15 protein-coding genes and 1 tRNA gene are annotated in these 16,932 nt (G+C 68.5%); 8 read left to right on the top strand and 8 right to left on the bottom strand.

Features of this window, described 5'->3' with window-relative positions:
* Positions 1 to 2: 2 nt before the first annotated feature.
* A complete protein-coding gene (locus tag F6B43_RS17480) occupies positions 3 to 350 on the bottom strand; it encodes an FmdB family zinc ribbon protein (RefSeq protein ID WP_150450298.1) in 348 nt (115 codons plus the stop codon).
* A gap of 13 nt (positions 351 to 363) precedes the next feature.
* Positions 364 to 960, bottom strand: a complete 597-nt coding sequence (locus F6B43_RS17485) for a 5-formyltetrahydrofolate cyclo-ligase (RefSeq protein WP_150450299.1) — start codon at positions 958 to 960, stop codon at positions 364 to 366.
* A gap of 110 nt (positions 961 to 1,070) precedes the next feature.
* On the opposite strand from F6B43_RS17485, the gene galU reads away from it, so the two are divergent.
* The 5 genes from galU (at position 1,071) to F6B43_RS17510 (ending at position 4,774) form a co-directional block, all read left to right on the top strand.
* Complete coding sequence (gene galU / locus F6B43_RS17490; RefSeq protein WP_150450300.1) at positions 1,071 to 1,958, top strand: UTP--glucose-1-phosphate uridylyltransferase GalU; 888 nt, start codon at positions 1,071 to 1,073, stop codon at positions 1,956 to 1,958.
* A gap of 73 nt (positions 1,959 to 2,031) precedes the next feature.
* Positions 2,032 to 2,613, top strand: coding sequence for a GNAT family N-acetyltransferase (locus tag F6B43_RS17495; protein ID WP_211368196.1), 582 nt, complete (start codon positions 2,032 to 2,034; stop codon positions 2,611 to 2,613).
* A 48-nt stretch (positions 2,614 to 2,661) separates the two neighbouring features.
* A complete protein-coding gene (locus tag F6B43_RS17500) occupies positions 2,662 to 3,528 on the top strand; it encodes an LLM class F420-dependent oxidoreductase (protein ID WP_150450301.1) in 867 nt (288 codons plus the stop codon).
* A gap of 108 nt (positions 3,529 to 3,636) precedes the next feature.
* Complete coding sequence (locus F6B43_RS17505; protein ID WP_150450302.1) at positions 3,637 to 4,509, top strand: large exoprotein; 873 nt, start codon at positions 3,637 to 3,639, stop codon at positions 4,507 to 4,509.
* Positions 4,510 to 4,701: 192 nt separating this feature from the next.
* A tRNA-Ala gene (locus tag F6B43_RS17510) sits at positions 4,702 to 4,774 on the top strand.
* A gap of 52 nt (positions 4,775 to 4,826) precedes the next feature.
* Here the strand turns inward: F6B43_RS17510 and F6B43_RS17515 are convergent.
* Complete coding sequence (locus F6B43_RS17515; RefSeq protein WP_150450303.1) at positions 4,827 to 7,004, bottom strand: glutamine synthetase III family protein; 2,178 nt, start codon at positions 7,002 to 7,004, stop codon at positions 4,827 to 4,829.
* Positions 7,005 to 7,247: 243 nt separating this feature from the next.
* Positions 7,248 to 8,840 (bottom strand): AMP-binding protein, encoded by a 1,593-nt coding sequence (locus F6B43_RS17520; protein ID WP_150450304.1) that lies wholly within the window; start codon positions 8,838 to 8,840, stop codon positions 7,248 to 7,250.
* A 691-nt stretch (positions 8,841 to 9,531) separates the two neighbouring features.
* Here F6B43_RS17520 and F6B43_RS17525 point away from each other — a divergent pair.
* The 3 genes from F6B43_RS17525 to F6B43_RS17535 all read left to right on the top strand — a co-directional run bounded on the left by F6B43_RS17525 (position 9,532) and on the right by F6B43_RS17535 (position 11,526).
* The gene (locus F6B43_RS17525) at positions 9,532 to 10,047 is read left to right on the top strand and encodes an endonuclease domain-containing protein (protein ID WP_150450305.1); all 516 of its coding nucleotides are present in this window, start codon (positions 9,532 to 9,534) and stop codon (positions 10,045 to 10,047) included.
* A gap of 140 nt (positions 10,048 to 10,187) precedes the next feature.
* Positions 10,188 to 10,991 (top strand): class I SAM-dependent methyltransferase, encoded by an 804-nt coding sequence (locus F6B43_RS17530; protein ID WP_150450306.1) that lies wholly within the window; start codon positions 10,188 to 10,190, stop codon positions 10,989 to 10,991.
* A 58-nt stretch (positions 10,992 to 11,049) separates the two neighbouring features.
* Positions 11,050 to 11,526, top strand: a complete 477-nt coding sequence (locus F6B43_RS17535; RefSeq protein ID WP_150450307.1) for a YbaK/EbsC family protein — start codon at positions 11,050 to 11,052, stop codon at positions 11,524 to 11,526.
* Between the two features lie 10 nt (positions 11,527 to 11,536).
* Here the strand turns inward: F6B43_RS17535 and F6B43_RS17540 are convergent, their stop codons facing one another.
* The 4 genes from F6B43_RS17540 to F6B43_RS17555 are packed head-to-tail and all read right to left on the bottom strand — an operon-like array spanning position 11,537 to position 16,750.
* Entirely contained in the window at positions 11,537 to 13,441 is a 1,905-nt protein-coding gene (locus tag F6B43_RS17540) for a glycogen debranching N-terminal domain-containing protein (RefSeq protein WP_150450308.1), read from the bottom strand.
* On the bottom strand, positions 13,438 to 14,355 hold the full coding sequence (locus tag F6B43_RS17545; protein WP_150450309.1) for a carbohydrate ABC transporter permease: 918 nt from the start codon (positions 14,353 to 14,355) through the stop codon (positions 13,438 to 13,440). The genes F6B43_RS17540 and F6B43_RS17545 overlap by 4 nt, the downstream gene beginning before the upstream one ends.
* Positions 14,352 to 15,488: a carbohydrate ABC transporter permease gene (locus tag F6B43_RS17550; RefSeq protein WP_150450310.1), complete on the bottom strand. Its 1,137-nt coding sequence runs from the start codon at positions 15,486 to 15,488 to the stop codon at positions 14,352 to 14,354. The genes F6B43_RS17545 and F6B43_RS17550 overlap by 4 nt, the downstream gene beginning before the upstream one ends.
* 5 nt (positions 15,489 to 15,493) lie before the next feature.
* Positions 15,494 to 16,750, bottom strand: a complete 1,257-nt coding sequence (locus tag F6B43_RS17555) for a sugar ABC transporter substrate-binding protein (protein ID WP_150450311.1) — start codon at positions 16,748 to 16,750, stop codon at positions 15,494 to 15,496.
* Positions 16,751 to 16,932: the final 182 nt, after the last annotated feature.

A 16,932-nucleotide genomic window follows, 5' to 3' on the forward strand; every position in this document is an offset into this window, starting at 1 on the left:
GGTCACGAACCCGACGGAGCGGGCGAGGACTTCGCCTCGGTCTTCGATGATGCCCCCGATGAGCCCGAGTCGCCACTCGACGAGGTCGATCCGCCCTTGTCGGACGATCCGCTCGACGAGTCCGATCCCTTCGACGAGCCGGAGGCACCGGCATCCGCTCCGCCCTTCGCCGCGGCACGGGAATCGGTGCGATAGAAGCCCGACCCGTTGAACGTCACCCCGATCGAGCCGTACTCCTTGCGGAGCGGGCCGCCGCACACGGGGCATTCCGTGAGGGTCGGGTCGGCGAAGGACTGCACCGCGTCGAATCGGTGGCCGCATTCACGGCAGGCGTATGCATATGTGGGCATGGGTTCTTCCGGGTCAGCGCCCTGCGGGCGCGAGGTCGATGGTGCGCGTCGGTGTGACGACGCCGGTGACCGGCTGGTCGTGGATCTCGCGGGGGACCTCGTCGACCAGCTCGCTGTCGAAGATCACCGCATAGACGGGCGGGCACCCCTCCATCGAGCCGATCGTCTTGTCGAAGTAGCCGCGGCCCCAGCCGAGCCGCATCCCCGAGCGGTCGACGGCGGCGGCGGGGATGACGAGGAGGTCGACGTCGTTCACCGCGATCGGGCCGAGCAGTTCGCCGACGGGTTCCGGCAGCCCGAACAGGCCCTCCGCGATGTCGCCGCCGGGGGTGGCGACGCTCCAGTCCAGGAGTCCGTCGGCGCGCGTGATCGGAAGGAGCACACGGATGCCGCGGCCCACCGCGGCCTCGACGAACTCGCGTGTTCCCGGCTCCGTGGTGGTCGAGAGGAAGCATGACATCGAGCGGACGCCGAGCCGATCGACCAGATGGTCGAGCTGTGCGCGCACTCCGGCCCCGGCCGCATCGAGGGCCGACTGCGAAAGCATCTGACGCCGCTCGCGCAGCTCGGCGCGCAGTGCGCGCTTGGCGTCGGCGATTGCGTCGGGCATGCGTCGATTCTAGGCGTCGCCCAGACCGGCGGCTGATGCGTACGGTGCACGGACACGCGCGGAATTCAGCACGTCACGCCCCGTTTACACCGCGTCGATAGAGTGAGCGCATGCCTCCCCTGCATTTCAAAGCCGTCATTCCTGCTGCCGGACTCGGCACGCGCTTCCTCCCCGCCACAAAGTCCGTGCCGAAGGAGATGCTCCCGGTCGTCGACAAGCCGGCCATCCAGTACGTCGTCGAAGAGGCCGTTCAGGCCGGAATCACCGACGTGCTCATCATCATCGGCCGCAACAAGAACAACCTGTCGAACCACTTCGACTCGGTGCCCGAGCTCGAGAGCAACCTCCTGCGCAAAGGCGATCAGGAGAAGCTCGCCAAGGTGCAGCACTCGTCGGACATGGCCGACATCCACTTCGTCCGCCAGGGCGAGCCGAAGGGTCTCGGTCACGCCGTGCTCCGCGCGAAGGCGCACGTGGGCGACCACCCCTTCGTCGTGATGCTCGGCGATGACCTCATCGACGAGCGCGATGCCCTCCTGACCACGATGCTCGCCGAGCACGAGCGCACGGGCGCGGCGATCGTCGCGCTGATGGAGGTCGAGCCTTCCAGCATCCACCTCTACGGAGTGGCCGTCGCCGAGGCGACCGACAACCCCGAGGTCGTGAAGGTCACCGGAATGGTCGAGAAGCCGAAGAAGGAGGACGCACCGTCCAACCTCGCCGTGATCGGCCGCTACGTGCTGCCCCCGTCGATCTTCGACATCCTCGAGCACACGGAGCCCGGCAAGGGCGGCGAGATCCAGCTCACCGATGCGCTCCAGGAGTTCGCGAAGGATCCGGACGGCCCCGGCGTGTACGGCGTCGTGTTCAAGGGTCGCAGGTACGACACCGGCGATAAGCTGGACTACATCAAGGCCATCGTGCAGCTCGCGGCCGATCGTGAAGATCTCGGTCCTGAACTGCGTCCCTGGTTCAAGGAATTCGCGGCGACTCTCTGACGCCGCCCGTTCGAGGGGGTGTGCGACGGACCTCACTGCGCCCCGTCTCCACGGACCGATCGGCCTGCGCCTGGTGCGACCGCGCGACGCGCGGGCGCTCCAGAACGAGCTGATCTCCAACCGCGCCTGGCTGCGCCCGTGGGAGGCCACGAGTCCTGACGGACCCGTCTCGTTCGACATGCGCCTCGGTGTGCGACGGCTTCTTCAGCAGTACCGTGACGGCGCCGGCGTGCCGTTCGTCATGGAGTACGAGGGCGAAGTCACCGGGCAGCTCAACGTCTGGGGCATCTCGCGCGGATCGCTGGCCTCGGCGACCATCGGCTACTGGGTGGGCGAGCGCTTCGCGGGGCGGGGAATCACACCGACAGCCGTCGCGATGGCGACGGACATCGCCTTCGAAGAGCTCCGGATCCACCGGATGGAGATCTGCATCCGGCCGGAGAACGTCGCGAGCCTGCGCGTCGTCGAGAAGCTCGGGTTCCGTTACGAGGGCCTACGCAAGAGGTACATCCACATCAACGGAGACTGGCGCGACCACTACGCGTTCGCGCTCGTTCGCGAAGAGGTTCCCGAAGGGGTGCTGCAGCGTTGGGTGCAGGGGCGCGCTCCGCAGGATGCGGCGACCATCCCACCCGCCGACCGGTTGCACGCCTGATTCTGCAAGACGGCCCCTGGGCGTTTTCGGCGGGCATAGCCTGACCGTATGCAGACAGGATTCCACTTCTGGAACTACTCCGTCCCCGGCGCTCCCGCCGCACTCCCCTCTGTCATCGCCGAGACCGCGCGCACCGCCGAGGAAGGCGGGTTCGCGCAGTTCACGGTGATGGACCACTGGTTTCAGATGGAGGCGGCGGCTCCGGCATCCGAACCCATGCTCGAGGCGTACACGACCCTGGGCTTCGTGGCCGGTCAGACCTCGACGATGCGCATCGGACCCCTCGTCGTCGGCGTGACCTACCGCCACCCCGGACTGCTGGTCAAGACCGCGACGACGCTCGACGTGCTGAGCGGTGGCCGGTCGATGCTCGGCATCGGAGCGGCCTGGTACGAGCGCGAGCACCACGCGCTCGGCGTGCCGTACCCGGCGATCTCCGAGCGGTTCGAGCGGCTCGAAGAGGCGCTGCAGATCGCCCAGCAGATGTGGAGCGACGAGAACGGCGCCTTCACCGGCACCCACTACCGGCTGGGTGAGACCCTCAACTCCCCGCAATCGGTCTCACGCCCGCACCCTCCGATCATGATCGGAGGCAAGGGCGAGAAGAAGACGCTCAGGCTTGCCGCTCAGTACGCGCAGATCGTGAACCTGACGACCTCGAACCACGACGAGGTCGCTCACCTGCTCGCTGTGCTGCGCGGGCACTGCGATCGCCTCGGCACCGACTACGACGCGATCGAGAAGACCGTGATCGCCTCGGCGCGCGACCCGTTCGATCCGGCATTCGCCGGTGAGATGGCGGCGCTGTCGGAGCTCGGTGTCACGATGGTCGTGCTCGGCGTCCGGCCGCCAGACCCGGTGGGCTACGCGCGCCGGCTGTCGGACGAGGTCGTGCCCGTCCTCGCGGGGCTCTGACTCCGCGGCCGTACCAGGGGGTGTTCGTCGTGCCTGGAACGGAATTCCTCGGTGCGACACGCGACGGGATGCCTGGGGCCCGGGTGTTCGTCGCATACCGTGGTGCGCATGGGTGGGCAGGTATTGGGTGGCGGAGTGGTGGTGCTCGTCGCGGCGCTCCTGTGGCTCGTCTATCTTCTGCCGTCGTGGCACAGTCGGCATCAGTACGACGCCGCCGAGCGCAACGCCGTCCGACTCAACCAGGCGCTGCGGGTGCTCGCCGAGACGAGTGAGACACCGCAGGAGGTACGCCTCGAGCTCAATGCCCGCACGGCTCTCGCGCAGCAGCGCCTCGCCCGTCGCACGCAGAACGAGCGCGGCTTGGCAGACCTTGAGGCCGCTCGGCGTGAGCTCGCCGCGGCCCGTGCGCTCCCGGCTGCGCGCCAGGCACGCGCCCGGCGCCGGGCCCGCTTGATCACGACCATCCTCGGGCTCGCCGCGGTGGCCGGGGCCATATGGGGCGGCTGGCAGGTGGTTGCCACCGGTTCGCAGGTCGTGCTCTGGTCGGCCGTCGCTCTCGCCGTGGTCTGCGGCATCCTCCTGAATCGGATGTCGCGGGTCAATGCCCGCGTGATCGCCCGCGAGACGGGTGCCGAGGTCGCCCCGCGTCGGGCCGTGACCGTGCAGGATCTGGCCCTCGGGGTCGAGCGCGAGGTGGCGTGGACTCCGAGAGAGCTGCCCCGACCGCTCACGGCGTCGGCCGGATCGCGGGCATCCGCGGTGCTGGATCAGGCGGCAGCGCGCGAAGCATTGCGGGTGGCCGCACAGGAAGAGCGGATGCGGGAGCTCGAGGCCGAGCTCAAGCCCGCGTCGATCGACCGTGCGCGCGTGGCGCGCGAAGAGGCCGAGTCGGAGCGCTTCCGCCGCATGGGGCACGTCGATGACGCCGAGATCGAGGCGCACGTCCGTCAGTTGCTGCAGCGCCGCGCAGCCAACGGCTGACCCTCCGTCCGCCCGCCTCGCCCCGCTCGCTCGCCTCGCGTCGGGCTTCCTCGCCGAACCCGCCCCCACGTGCCGAGCCGGCCCCTTATCTGCGTCGACAACGGGCCCGTTCGGCGCGACACGGCCGGTTCGGCGGAGAGCTGGGCCTCGCGCAGGGCGGGCTGGATCGCGTGATAACCTATCGGAGGTTCAGGGCCTGTGGCGCAGCTGGTAGCGCACCTCGTTCGCATCGAGGGGGTCAGGGGTTCGAGTCCCCTCAGGTCCACGACACGTAAGAAGCCCCCGGTTTTCCGGGGGCTTCTTACGTTTCGCACCGCCTACAGGATGTACAGCATCTCCTGGTAGGTCGGCAGCGGCCACAGATCGTCGGCGATGCTCGCCTCGAGGGTGTCGGCGGCGGCGCGCACGGCCGTCATCGCGGGCAGCAGCGAATCACGGGCGTGCTCGGCCTCGGCGAGCGTGTCGTGGCCGACCTCCTCCTGCAGGGCGGAGTGCAGCACCGCGATGGCCGAGCGCAGCTCGCCGATCGTCGTGCTGAGCTCGGTCAACGGCATGAGATCGGGCTCGATGCCGGCATCCTTCAGGGCCTTCGCGTTCAGCGCGAGCTCGGTCTGATAGCGCACGGCCGCCGGGAGGATCGAGGTCTGGCCGATCTCGAGCGTGAGCCGCGCCTCGACGCCGATGCTGAGCGCGTACTGCTCGAGCCCGATCTCGTAGCGGCTGTGCATCTCGCGGCTGTTGAAGACCCTGTACTTCTCGAACAGGGCGATCGCCTTGTCGGTGATCAGCTCGGGCAGGGCGTCGAGCGTGGTGCGCAGATTCGCGAGGCCGCGCTTCTCGGCCTCGATCGGCCACGCGTCGCCGTACCCGTCGCCGTTGAAGACGACCGCGCCGTGCTCGGTGATGATCGCGGTCAGCAGAGCCTGCACGGCGGTGTCGAAGTCGGTGCCGGCGGCGACAGCCGCCTCGAGCTCGGTGGCGCAATAGTCGAGCGAGTCGGCCATGATCGTGTTGATCGCGACCATGGGGCCGTTCACCGTCTGCATCGACCCGGGTGCCCGGAACTCGAAGCGGTTGCCGGTGAAGGCGAACGGGCTGGTCCGGTTGCGGTCGCCGGGATCCGTCGGCAGCACGGGCAGCGTGTCGACGCCGATCTGCATCGACCCCTTGCCCTTCGACGATGTCGCCGGCCCCTGGGCGATCTGGTCGAAGATGTCTGCCAGCTGGTCGCCGAGGAAGATCGAGATGATCGCGGGCGGCGCCTCGTTCGCCCCGAGGCGGTGGTCGTTGGATGCTGAAGCCACCGACGCACGCAGGACTCCCGCGTACAGGTGCACGGCGCGGATCACGGCGGCGCAGAACACGAGGAACTGCGCGTTCTCGTGCGGTGTGTCACCGGGCACCAGGAGCGAGCCCAGCTCACTGTTGCCCAGCGAGAAGTTGACGTGCTTGCCCGAGCCGTTCACTCCCTGGAACGGCTTCTCGTGGAAGAGGCACTCCATGCCGTGCTTCTTCGCGATCGTCTTGAACGTCGTCATCAGCAGCTGCTGGTGGTCGGCGGCGATGTTGCCGCGCTCGAACATCGGCGCGATCTCGAACTGACCGGGCGCGACCTCGTTGTGCCGGGTCTTGGCCGGGATGCCGAGCTTGAACAGCTCGCGCTCGGTGTCCATCATGAATCCGAGCACTCGCTCGGGGATGGCGCCGAAGTAGTGGTCGTCGAACTCCTGACCCTTCGGAGGCTTCGTGCCGAACAGCGTGCGGCCGGCGTTGAGCAGGTCGGGGCGCGCGACGAAGAAGTGGCGGTCGACGAGGAAGTACTCCTGCTCAGGGCCGCAGAACGCGACGACCTTGGCCGGCTTCGCGTGCCCGAACAGCTTCAGGATCCGCTCGGCGTGCTCGCCCATCGCCTGCTGCGAACGCAGCAGCGGAGTCTTGTGGTCGAGCGCCTCACCGGTCATCGAGACGAACACCGTCGGGATGCACAGGGTGTTGCCGTTCGGGTTCTCCAGCACGTACGCCGGGCTCGTGACGTCCCATCCCGTATAGCCGCGGGCCTCGAACGTGTTGCGGAGTCCGCCGTTGGGGAAGCTGGAGGCGTCGGGCTCGCCCTGGATCAGGGTCTTTCCGGCGAACTCGGCGATCGCGGTGCCGTCGCCGTTGGGCTCGAAGAAGCTGTCGTGCTTCTCGGCGGTGAGTCCCGTGAGGGGGTAGAAGACGTGCGCGTAGTGGGTGGCACCGCGTTCGAGCGCCCAGTCCTTCATGGCCGAGGCGACAGCATCCGCCACCAGTGGGTCAAGCTTCGCACCGTGCTCGATCGTCGCGATGACCGATTTGAAGATGGGCTTGGGCAGCCGCTGCCGCATGACGACGGTGCTGAAGACGTTCTCGCCGAAGATGGCGCCTGGTGCTTCGCTCTCGTCGAACGACACGGCGGGCGGGACGTAAGCCTCGACCGCCTTGATGGCCTCACGACGGACTGTGTTCCCACTCATGAATCCTCCACGCGTCAATAGCCCCGCTACGGGCGGCGAGACCCTGATGCTGAAGGTACGGATGCGGTGCGTCGGGCCTGTTTCGTTCGCATGACGGTCTCGACCGCTCATCGGGGCAGCACCGAGGCTGGGCGACGCAGCGGAGGCAGGACGACGCAGCGGAGGCAGGACGATCCGTGGGGGATCGTCCTGCCTCCGTGAGTTCTCCTGCGCCTGTGCGGCGCAACGATCAGGCGACGGTGATCAGGCCGCGACGACCTCGCGTGCCCGCAGATCCTTCCGGAGGATCTTCCCGGACGTCGACTTCGGGATCGCCTCGATGAACTCCACCTGGCGGATCTTCTTGTGCGGCGCGACGCTGGCCGCGACGAAGGCCATGACGTCGTCGGCCGAGAGCTCGGACCCGGGCGCGGCCACCACGAACGCCTTCGGGATCTCCTGCTTGTCGGCATCGTGCACGCCGATGACCGCGGCATCCAGGATCTGAGGGTGCGACAGCAGCAGCGCCTCGAGCTCGGCGGGGGCGATCTGGTAGCCCTTGTACTTGATGAGCTCCTTCACCCGATCCACGATCGAGAAGTAGCCGCCCTCGTGGTACACGGCGACGTCGCCGGTGTGCAGGAACCCCTCGGCGTCGAGGATGTCCGCGGTCGCGGTGGGGTTGTTGAGGTACCCGAGCATGACGTTCGGGCCCTTCACCCAGAGTTCTCCGGGGAGGGTCTTGCCGTCTTCGCCGAACTCGGTGATCTCAGCGCCGGTCTCGGTGTCGACGAGCTTGCAGACCTCGTTGGGCAGGGCGACCCCCACCGAGCTCACCGGGATGTCGTCACGGGTGTAGGGCATCGCGTGCGACACGGGGCTCAACTCGCTCATCCCGTAACCCTGCATCATGCGGGAATGGATGCGGCGGCCCGCGATCTCGGCCGTCTCGCCGTCCAGCGGAGCAGCGCCCGAGAACACCGTGTGGACGCTCGAGATGTCGAACTCGTCGACGATCGGATGCTTGGCGAGGGCGACAGCGATCGGCGGCGCGATATAGAGGTACGTGCACTGGTACTTCTGGATGTTCGTGAGGAATTCCACCAGGTCGAACTTGGGCATCGTGACCAGGCTCGCTCGCCGGCGCAGCGCCAGGTTCAGCAGCACCGTCATGCCGTAGATGTGGAAGAAGGGGAGCACCGCGAGTACGCGGTCATCCGGCCCGAGGTTCATATTGGGCACACACTGCGCCACGTTCGCGACGAGGTTGCGGTGGCTGAGCATGACGCCCTTGGGGATGCCGGTCGTTCCGCTGGAGTAGGGGAGCACTGCGACGTGCGTAGCGGGGTCGAAGCTCACCTGCGGGGCCGGACTGCCCTCGGTGAGCAGACCGCGGAGGTTCTCGTGGCCCTCCGCCCCGTCGAGGACGATGAGGTGGTCATCGGCGATGCCGACGGCGGCCGCGGCGGCTTTCGCGCCGGGGAGGAGAGGGGTGACCGTGACGAGCCAGGTGGCCGAGGCATCCTTCAGCTGCTTCTCGATCTCGCCGGGTGTGTACAGCGAGTTGATCGTCGTGACGGTGGCGCCGGCGCGCAGGATGCCGTGGAAGACGGTCGCGAACGCCGGGACGTTCGGGCACAGGACGGCCACGACGGTGTCGGTGCCGACGCCGCGTGCGGCGAGGGCGCCGGCGAAGGCCAGGATCTGACCGCGGAGCGCGGCGTAGGTCGTCTCGGCTCCCGTGGCGGGGTCGACGAGCGCGACGCGGCCCAGATCTTCGTCGGAGAGCGATTCGAAGAGGTACTCGAAGACGCTCACCTCGGGGATCTCGACGTCGGGAAGGGGGCTGGTGAACATGCGGTCTCCTTTGACTCGCCGATCCTGCATCCGGACCTGTGCGGACTCTCCCATCCTGCCACCCGTGGGACGAGGTGTCACCAAAACTGGTACCGCGTCTCGCCCGAGGAGCGAGTCGGCGGTCGTCACCCCGTCATTCCCCGGCCGCTGTGGAACGTCTCGAGGCTTCGCGAACATCCGGAAGGATGCCAGGAGCTGAAGTGTGCGCGTGTGAGCTCGGGAGGCCGGTACCGCACCCACCCTCCTTCGAGATGCTCGGTGCGCCGACATCATCGCCCGTTCCTCCCCAGGCGGCGCGCCGGTCGAGTTCTCCGGAACGGTCGCTGCCGGCTCCCCACGGCGTCGCACGCGGGCCCACGGTGGGATTCATGCCAACGCGAACCGTCGAGGAACCGATCCGCCATCTCAGTTTCGGTGACCTCCGTGAACAGGGGCACTCGCGCCGCGCCATCGCGCGGCTCGTCGGCGCCGGGACACTCCTCCGAGCCCGCGGGTCTGTGTACGTTCCCGCCGAGGCACCGCCCGCCGCGCTCGGCGCGGCGCGAGCGGGCGGCCGGGTCACCTGTACGTCCGCACTCGAGATCTTCGGCGTGTTCGTGGAGAAGCGGCGCGGTCTGCACGTGCATCTCAGGCCGAACGGAGTGCTCCGCATGACGCTCGGACGGGATACCGAGTCCACTGGCGGACGCTCGTGCGCGCGCCGCATCCGCGATCGCTCATCGTTCATCCGATCGACGCCCTCGCCCATGCCGTCGAGTGCCAGAGCCCGAGGGCGGCGATCGCGAGCATCGACTCCGCCCTGAACATGGGCCTTCTGCGTGAGGACGAGCTCGACGAGCTCTTCGCTGCTGTCGCCGCGCCGAAGCGCGTGCTGCGTGCCCACATCGACGGACGTGCCGAGGCGGGCACCGAAACCTTCGTGCGACTGATCGCGCGATCGCTGGGTGGCCGGGTTCACCTGCAGGTCGTCGTCCCAGGAGTCGGACGGGTCGACGCGGTCGTGGACGGGTGGCTCGTCGTCGAGTGCGACAGCAAGGCGCATCACTCGGGCTGGGACGCACAGCTGGCGGATCGACGCCGCGACCTCGCGCTCGCCGCGCTCGGAATGGCGTGCATCCGTCCCGCCGCAGAGGACATTCTCTTCCGGCCCGAGGTCGTCGTTGCGGCGATCAGCGGGATGCTGCGAGGCCTCGGCCCGCGTACGTGAACATCTCGGAGGACCGATGGTGCAGAAGTGGATCGGCAGGGCGACACGGCCGGTCGTCTGAGCCGCACATCCTTCCGGATGTCCGGGTGAGCGGCCGCATCGTCGAACGGGCAGCGCTCCGACCGGAATACGCTCGGGGGATGCCGTCCGACGACTACACCCACGGTCACCACGAGAGCGTCCTGCGCTCGCACGAGTGGCGCAGCGCCGAGAACTCCGCCGCCTACCTCATCCCCTCGCTCCGCCCGGGGCTCACCGTTGTGGACGTCGGAGCAGGACCCGGCACCATTTCGGCAGATCTCGCCGAGATCGTCGCGCCCGGCCGCGTCACGGGAGTGGATACTGCGCCCGACATCGTCGCGAGGGCCCGGGCGCTCGCGACCGAGCGCGGACTCACGAACCTCTCGTTCGAGGTCGGCGACGCCTACGCCCTCGGGATGCCGGACGACAGCGTCGACGTCGTGCACGCGCACCAGGTGCTCCAGCACCTGACTCGGCCGGTCGACGCACTGCGGGAGTTCCGGCGGGTCGTGCGGCCGGACGGGGTGGTCGCGGCACGCGACGTCGACTACGGCGGCGTGATCTGGTACCCGCTCATCCCCGCCCTCCAGGAGTGGCTCGACCTGTACCTCCGGGTGCACCGGGCGGTGAGCGGTCAACCGGCCGCCGGCCGCCGTCTCAAGTCATGGGCGCAGGAGGCCGGGTTCGCCGATGTCGCGTCCAGCGCGTCGCTCTGGCTGTTCGAGACGCCCGAAGACCGAGCGTGGTGGGGCGGCTCGTGGGCGTCACGAGTCGTGTCGTCGGCGTTCGCTGAGCATGCCCTGGAGCTCGGCTTCGCCGACCGCACGGCCCTCGAGCGCATCGCCGGCGGCTGGCGCGAATGGGCCGCCGCCCCCGACGGCTGGCTGCTCATGCCGCACGCCGAGGTGCTCGCGCGCGGCTGAACACGGCAGCACCCCACGCCATCATCGACGCCTCCGCGACCGCCCTAGGCTGGACCGCATGACCGCCGAACTCCCCGCCCGCAGTCGCGTCGTCGCCGAACAGCTGGTCGAGGCCGGCATCACCGGACGGATCATCGTGCTTCCGGATGCCGCATCCACCGCCGCCCTGGCCGCCGAGGCCCTCGGGGTCGAGGTCGGAGCGATCGCGAACAGCCTCGTCTTCTGGTCGGAGGACGAGCCGGTGCTGGTGATGACCAGCGGAGCGCACCGCGTCGACACCGCTGCCCTCGCCGCGCGGATCGGCCGGGGGAAGCTCGGGCGCGCGACCCCCGAGCAGGTGCGAGCGGCGACCGGGCAGGCGATCGGTGGCGTCGCTCCGACCGGACACCCTGCTCCGCTTCCGACCGTCGTGGACGAAGCGCTCGCGGCCTATCCCGAGCTGTGGGCCGCGGGCGGCACCCCGCACACGGTGTTTCCGCTGACGTTCGACGAGCTCGTGCGTCTCACCGGCGGAGCGGTGCACAAGGTCGACTGAGGCCGGCTCGTCAGACCCGTGCGGCGAGGATCTCGGCGCACGCGACCGCCGCCGCGGCCGACCACGCCTGCGGGCGACAGGCGGCGGGGTACGGGGTCGGCACACGCGTTTCCTCCGAGGGATCGCCGGCGTGCAGCTCAGGCACCCGGTAGCCGAAGCCCTCGGCCGCCGCGAGCAGCCCCCCGACGACCGTACGCGCCTGATCGATGAGGCCGGCCCGCGCCATCCCGCGCGCGGCGATCGCCGTGTCATGGGTCCACACGCTCCCGCCGTGGTACGACAGCGGCCAGTAACCGGCTGCCCCCGTCGACATCGTGCGGATGCCGAAGCCCGTCGACATGCTGTCGGCGAGCAGCAGTTCTGCCACGGCCGCTTCTTCGGCGTGGTCGAGGATCCCGGTGCCCAGCAGGTGTCCTACGTTGCTCGTCAGGGAGTCGACCGCCTGCTTGTCGCGATCGAGCGCGACGGCGGGGTAGCGTCCCTCCGGCGTCTGCACCCAGAACGAGGCGGCGAACCGCTCCTTGAGCGCCCCCGCCCAGGCGCGGAGTTCGACCGGCCTCGCGCCCGGCCCGAAGGCGTCGAGCAGGTCGGCGGCTCCGACCGCCGCCTCATACGCGTAACCCTGCACTTCGCACAGCGCGATCGGGCCTTCGGCCAGACGTCCGTCGCGCCACTGGATCGAATCGCCCGAGTCCTTCCACCCCTGGTTCGCGAGGCCGTGACCGGTCCGGTCGACATAGTCGAGGAACCCGTCGCCGTCGTGATCGGCGACAGTCGTCATCCATTCCAGCGCGCGGTCGAGCGCGGGCAGCAGCTCGCCGACCTCAGCGTCCGGCATCCCGGCACGCCATGCGTCCACGAGCAGACAGATCCACAGCGCGGTCGCATCCACGCTCCCGTAGTACACCGGGGGGAGCGTGACGCCCTCCTGCGGCAGCACGAGGGTCGAAGACCGCAGTTCATGCAGGATCTTCCCCGGCTCCTGTGCGGATGCGGGGTCGTCGACGGAGCCCTGAAGACGAGCCAGCACACGGAGCGTTGATCCCGCCCGCTCACGGTCGAGCGGGAGTGCGAGCCGCGCGGCCCACAGAGAGTCGCGGCCGAAGAGCGTGAAGAACCACGGGGCGCCCGCGGCATAGAACTCGTCCTGCGGGTGGTCGGGCAGGCACAGGCGCAGCGCATCGAGATCGCCGAGAGCCGTATCGAGCCAGCGGTTCAGCCGCGGGTCCGCCGCGGCGAGGCCGCCGTGAACCGCGGGAGGGCTCTGCACGCCCGCGACGACGATCGCCTCGTCGCGCAGGTCGATCCGCCACGTCACGGTGAGGTCATCGCCCGGCGCGAGATCGATGGCCCACCTCAGGCATATGCCTCCGCCGGCATTCGTTTCGATGTCGGCATCGGGGGCCGACACCACGAACGAGGCGGTGCCGGATCGCACGACGGCCGCGGCATCCGGATCGCGCTGCGTCGAGAACTCCTGCGCGTGCGCGCGCCCCGATTTGACGTCGTGCAGCGGTGCGAACTCGGGGGTGAGGCGCACGTCGATCGTCGTCCGGATGCGGTGTCGCACCCGCGACTGCACCGTCAGCGTCTCGTCGACCGCACCATCGATCACCCGGCGATCGCGCAGGAGCCGAACGCGCGGATCGGGGAGCGGGTCGTCCAGGCCACGCAGGAGGCCGCCGAAGACCACCCGAGACGGTCCGTGCGGTGTCGCGGAGATCCACTCCACGGGTGAGCCGGCACAGGTCAGCTCGAGGGAGCTCACGTGGCGGACATCGCCGTGGTACACCCCGTCGATCGCGGCGGCCCCGATGTCGCCGCCGCGCCCGGACCAGACCTGCGTGGGGGCGCGCAGTACGATCACGGCGTCGCTCAGGAGCGGCTGCAGGGGGGTGGATTCGGTCGACGTCATTCTTTGACGGCTCCTTCGCTGGCGTTCATGATGCGCCGTTGGAAGATGAAGAACATGACCGCCACGGGGATGGTCATGATCGCGGCGGCGGCGAGCTTGATCGGATACTGGCTGCCCTGGCTGAGCTGCCCGCTTGCGAGCGATGCCACGCCCTTGGTGAGGGTGGTCAGGGCGGGGGACTGGGTCGAGACGATGAAGTGGCTGAGCTCGTTCCACGACCCCTGGAACGACAGGATGATGATCGTGATGAGCGCGGGGCGCGCCATCGGCAGCACGACCGACCAGAAGACCCGGAACGGCCCTGCGCCGTCGATGCGCGCCTGCTCCTCGACCGAGACCGGGATCGACTCGAAGAAGTTCTTCATGATGAAGACCCCGGCCGCATCGACGAGCAGCGGCAGGATCATGCCCATGTACGAGTCGTAGATGCCGAGCTGGTTGATCACGAGGAACTTCGGGATCAGCAGCACGACGCCCGGCACGGCCATCACCGCGACCACGGCGGCGAAAACGACCCCGCGTCCACGGAAGTTGAGTCGCGCCAGCGCGTACCCGGCGAGCGAACAGAAGAACACTCTGCCGAGCGTCACGAAGATCGTCACCACTGCCGAGTTGAAGAACCACAGCGGGAAGTCCGACCGCGTGAACAGGCGCTCGTACGCGGCCAGCGTGAACACGTTGGGGATCAGCGAGATCGGATCGGACGCCGCTTCCGCGTCGGTCTTGAACGAGGTCGCGACCTGCACGAGGAAGGGATAGATGTAGATGAGCGCGAGCACGATCAGCACCAGGTAGAGCACGAGCTGCCCGACCCTCGTCCGGGTGCTGTAGTTCTTGCGGCGGCGCCGGGGGCGCGACACCGTGTCGGATGCCTCGGCCACCACCGTCTGCTCCTGGAGCGTCGTCCCGCTCATCGCGTCGTCTCCTTCGGTCGCGGGCCCGCGGGGGTCGCAGGCTTCGCCGGGCGCACTTCGTACTGACGCGCTCGCCGCTTTGAGACCGGTCGGTCGCGCAGCACCCAGCGCTGGAAGATCGTGAAGACGACGATGATCACGAACAGGATGAAGGCGATCGCCGCGCCCTGCCCCCACTCCTGGGAGATGAACGCCGACTGATAGCTGAGATAGGCGGGGGTGAGCGTGGTCTTACCCGGCCCGCCCTGCGTGCCGGTGTAGATCTGATCGAACACCTGCCAGCATCCGATCAGTCCGAGCGTGAGCACCGTGAACAGGGTCGGGCGCAACTGGGGAAGGGTGACCCTCCAGAAGCGCTGCCAGCCGCTCGCGCCGTCCATCATCGCCGCTTCGTCGATGTCATGCCCGAGGTTCTGGAGCGCAGCGATGAACAGCAGCATGAACGTGCCGCTGGTGGTGAAGACGGCCATCAGCACGAATGCGCTCATGGCGACCGAGGGGCCGGCGAGCCAGTCCCACCACGACACGGAGAGGAACCCGTTCTGGGTGAGCGCGTCAGGACCGCTCGTCACGCCGACGGTGGCCAGGGCGTTGTGCACGATGCCGCTCGGGTCGTTGAACCAGTTCGGTCCGTTGATACCGACCCACGACAGGATCTGGTTGATCACGCCGGTCGAGGAGAAGAGGAAGAGCCAGAGGACCGTGATGGCGACGGAGCTGGTCACCGACGGGAAGTAGAACGCAGTGCGGAAGAACCCGCGCCCTCGGAGGATCGCGCGATTGACCAGGACCGCGAGGAAGAGCGAGAGCGCGGTCTGCAGCGGCACGACGAGGACCACGTACCAGGCGTTGTTGCGCAGCGAGATCCCGAAATTGCGTTCGGCGAGGCCGCCGCCAGTCGTGACGGCGGCGTAGTTGTCCAGGCCCACGAAGCCGACGCTCGAAGAGAACGGGCTGCCGCGCCCCGTCCAGTCCGAGAAGCTCACCCAGAGCGCCATGACGACCGGGATGAGGAGGAAGACGCCGAGGATGATCAGCACGGGGGCGGTGAAGATCCATCCGGCGGCGGCCTCGCCGCGCCGGATCCCTCGTGAGGGAGACCCGGAGCGGCGAGGCATTGCCACAGTGGCCATCGGCGTTATCCGACGATCGCCTGGAGGTTGGACTGGACCGAGCTCAGGATCGCCTTCGGGTCGCCGGACTTCAGCGACTCGAGCTGCGAGTTGAAGTCGGTGATCACGTCTGCCGCACCCGCTTCGTTCGGCGGGAACTGCGCGTAGGTCGCGCCATCCAGGAACGCGGACAGGTCGGGGTTGGCGCTCTTCCACGCGTCCGCGGCCGACTGGATCGACGGCATCGGGCCGAACGCCTTCGAGAACGCGAGCTGCTGATCGGTCGAGGTGAGGTATTCGACCAGGTCGAGTGCCGCCTTCTGGTTCGGGCTGTCGGCCGCCATGCCCCAGCAGTTCGTGAACTGCAGGGTGCCCTGCCCGCCCGGGCCCTCGGGGAGCTGGGCGACGGCGTACTTGATGTCGGGGTAGTCGTTCGTCATGGCGCCGGTGATCCAGTTGCCCTCGATCACCATCGCGGCCTTCTGGGTGCCGAAGGCCTCGCCGCCCCAGCCCGCGCCCACGTCGGAGGCGAACGCGAACGAGCCGTCGTTCAGGTGGGTCTTGACGTAGGTCAGTGCGTCGATGTTCTGCTGACTGTCGGCCGCGGCCTTCCCGTCGACGACCATCCCGCCGCCCGCCTGCGCCATGAAGGAGCCGACGCGCTGGTACTCCGCGCCGAACGCGAGGCCGACGTGACCGTTCCCGGTCAGCTTGGTCGCCACCGCCGAGAGCTGGTCCCACGTGGTCGGGATGTCGGCATCGGTGAGCCCTGCAGCCGCCCACATGTCGGTGTTAATGACCAGGCCGAGCGTCGAGAAGTCTTTCGGGGCGCAGTAGAACTGGTCGTCGACGGTGAAGTTCTGCACCAGCGAGGGGTAGAAGTCGTCCTTGTTGGCGAGCTGGTCACCGTACGCCTTGAGCGACCCATTGCTCGCGTAGCCGGCGATCGCATCGGTCGACAGGTAGAAGAGGTCCGGCGGCGAACCGGCCGCGAAGCCCTGTGAGAGCTGCTGGGGAAGGTCGTTGGCGACCTGGACGGTGGCGTCGACGCCGGACTTGGCCGACCAGGCGGCGACAGCGTCTTGGACCGCTTTGGTCTCGGCATCGCCTGAGGACCCGATGAGGATGCTGAGCGCGTCGCTCGAGGACGTCAGGTCGCCTGCGCTGCCGCCGCTCGCTGCGGGCTCGTCGAAGCTCGACCCTCCGCAGCCGGTGAGGGCGAGCGCTCCGGTGACGAGGAGTGCCCCCGCCGCGAGGAGCGTTCGTGTGGTGTGCCGTGTCATGTGTCTCTTCTCCTTTGATGAGGCGTGAGGGCGCCAGATTCTTGATCGATCCAAACGCAGAACTTTGATCGTTCAAAAATCTTCGTTGCCAACACGCTAAAGAGCGCTCCGGATCGTGTCAAGGGGTTTGCACGCCCCATATGATTCGATTTGTAACGATCAGATCGCTGGCCGCGCATCAG

The organism is Microbacterium rhizomatis (genome assembly GCF_008710745.1).
GTDB lineage: Bacteria > Actinomycetota > Actinomycetes > Actinomycetales > Microbacteriaceae > Microbacterium > Microbacterium rhizomatis.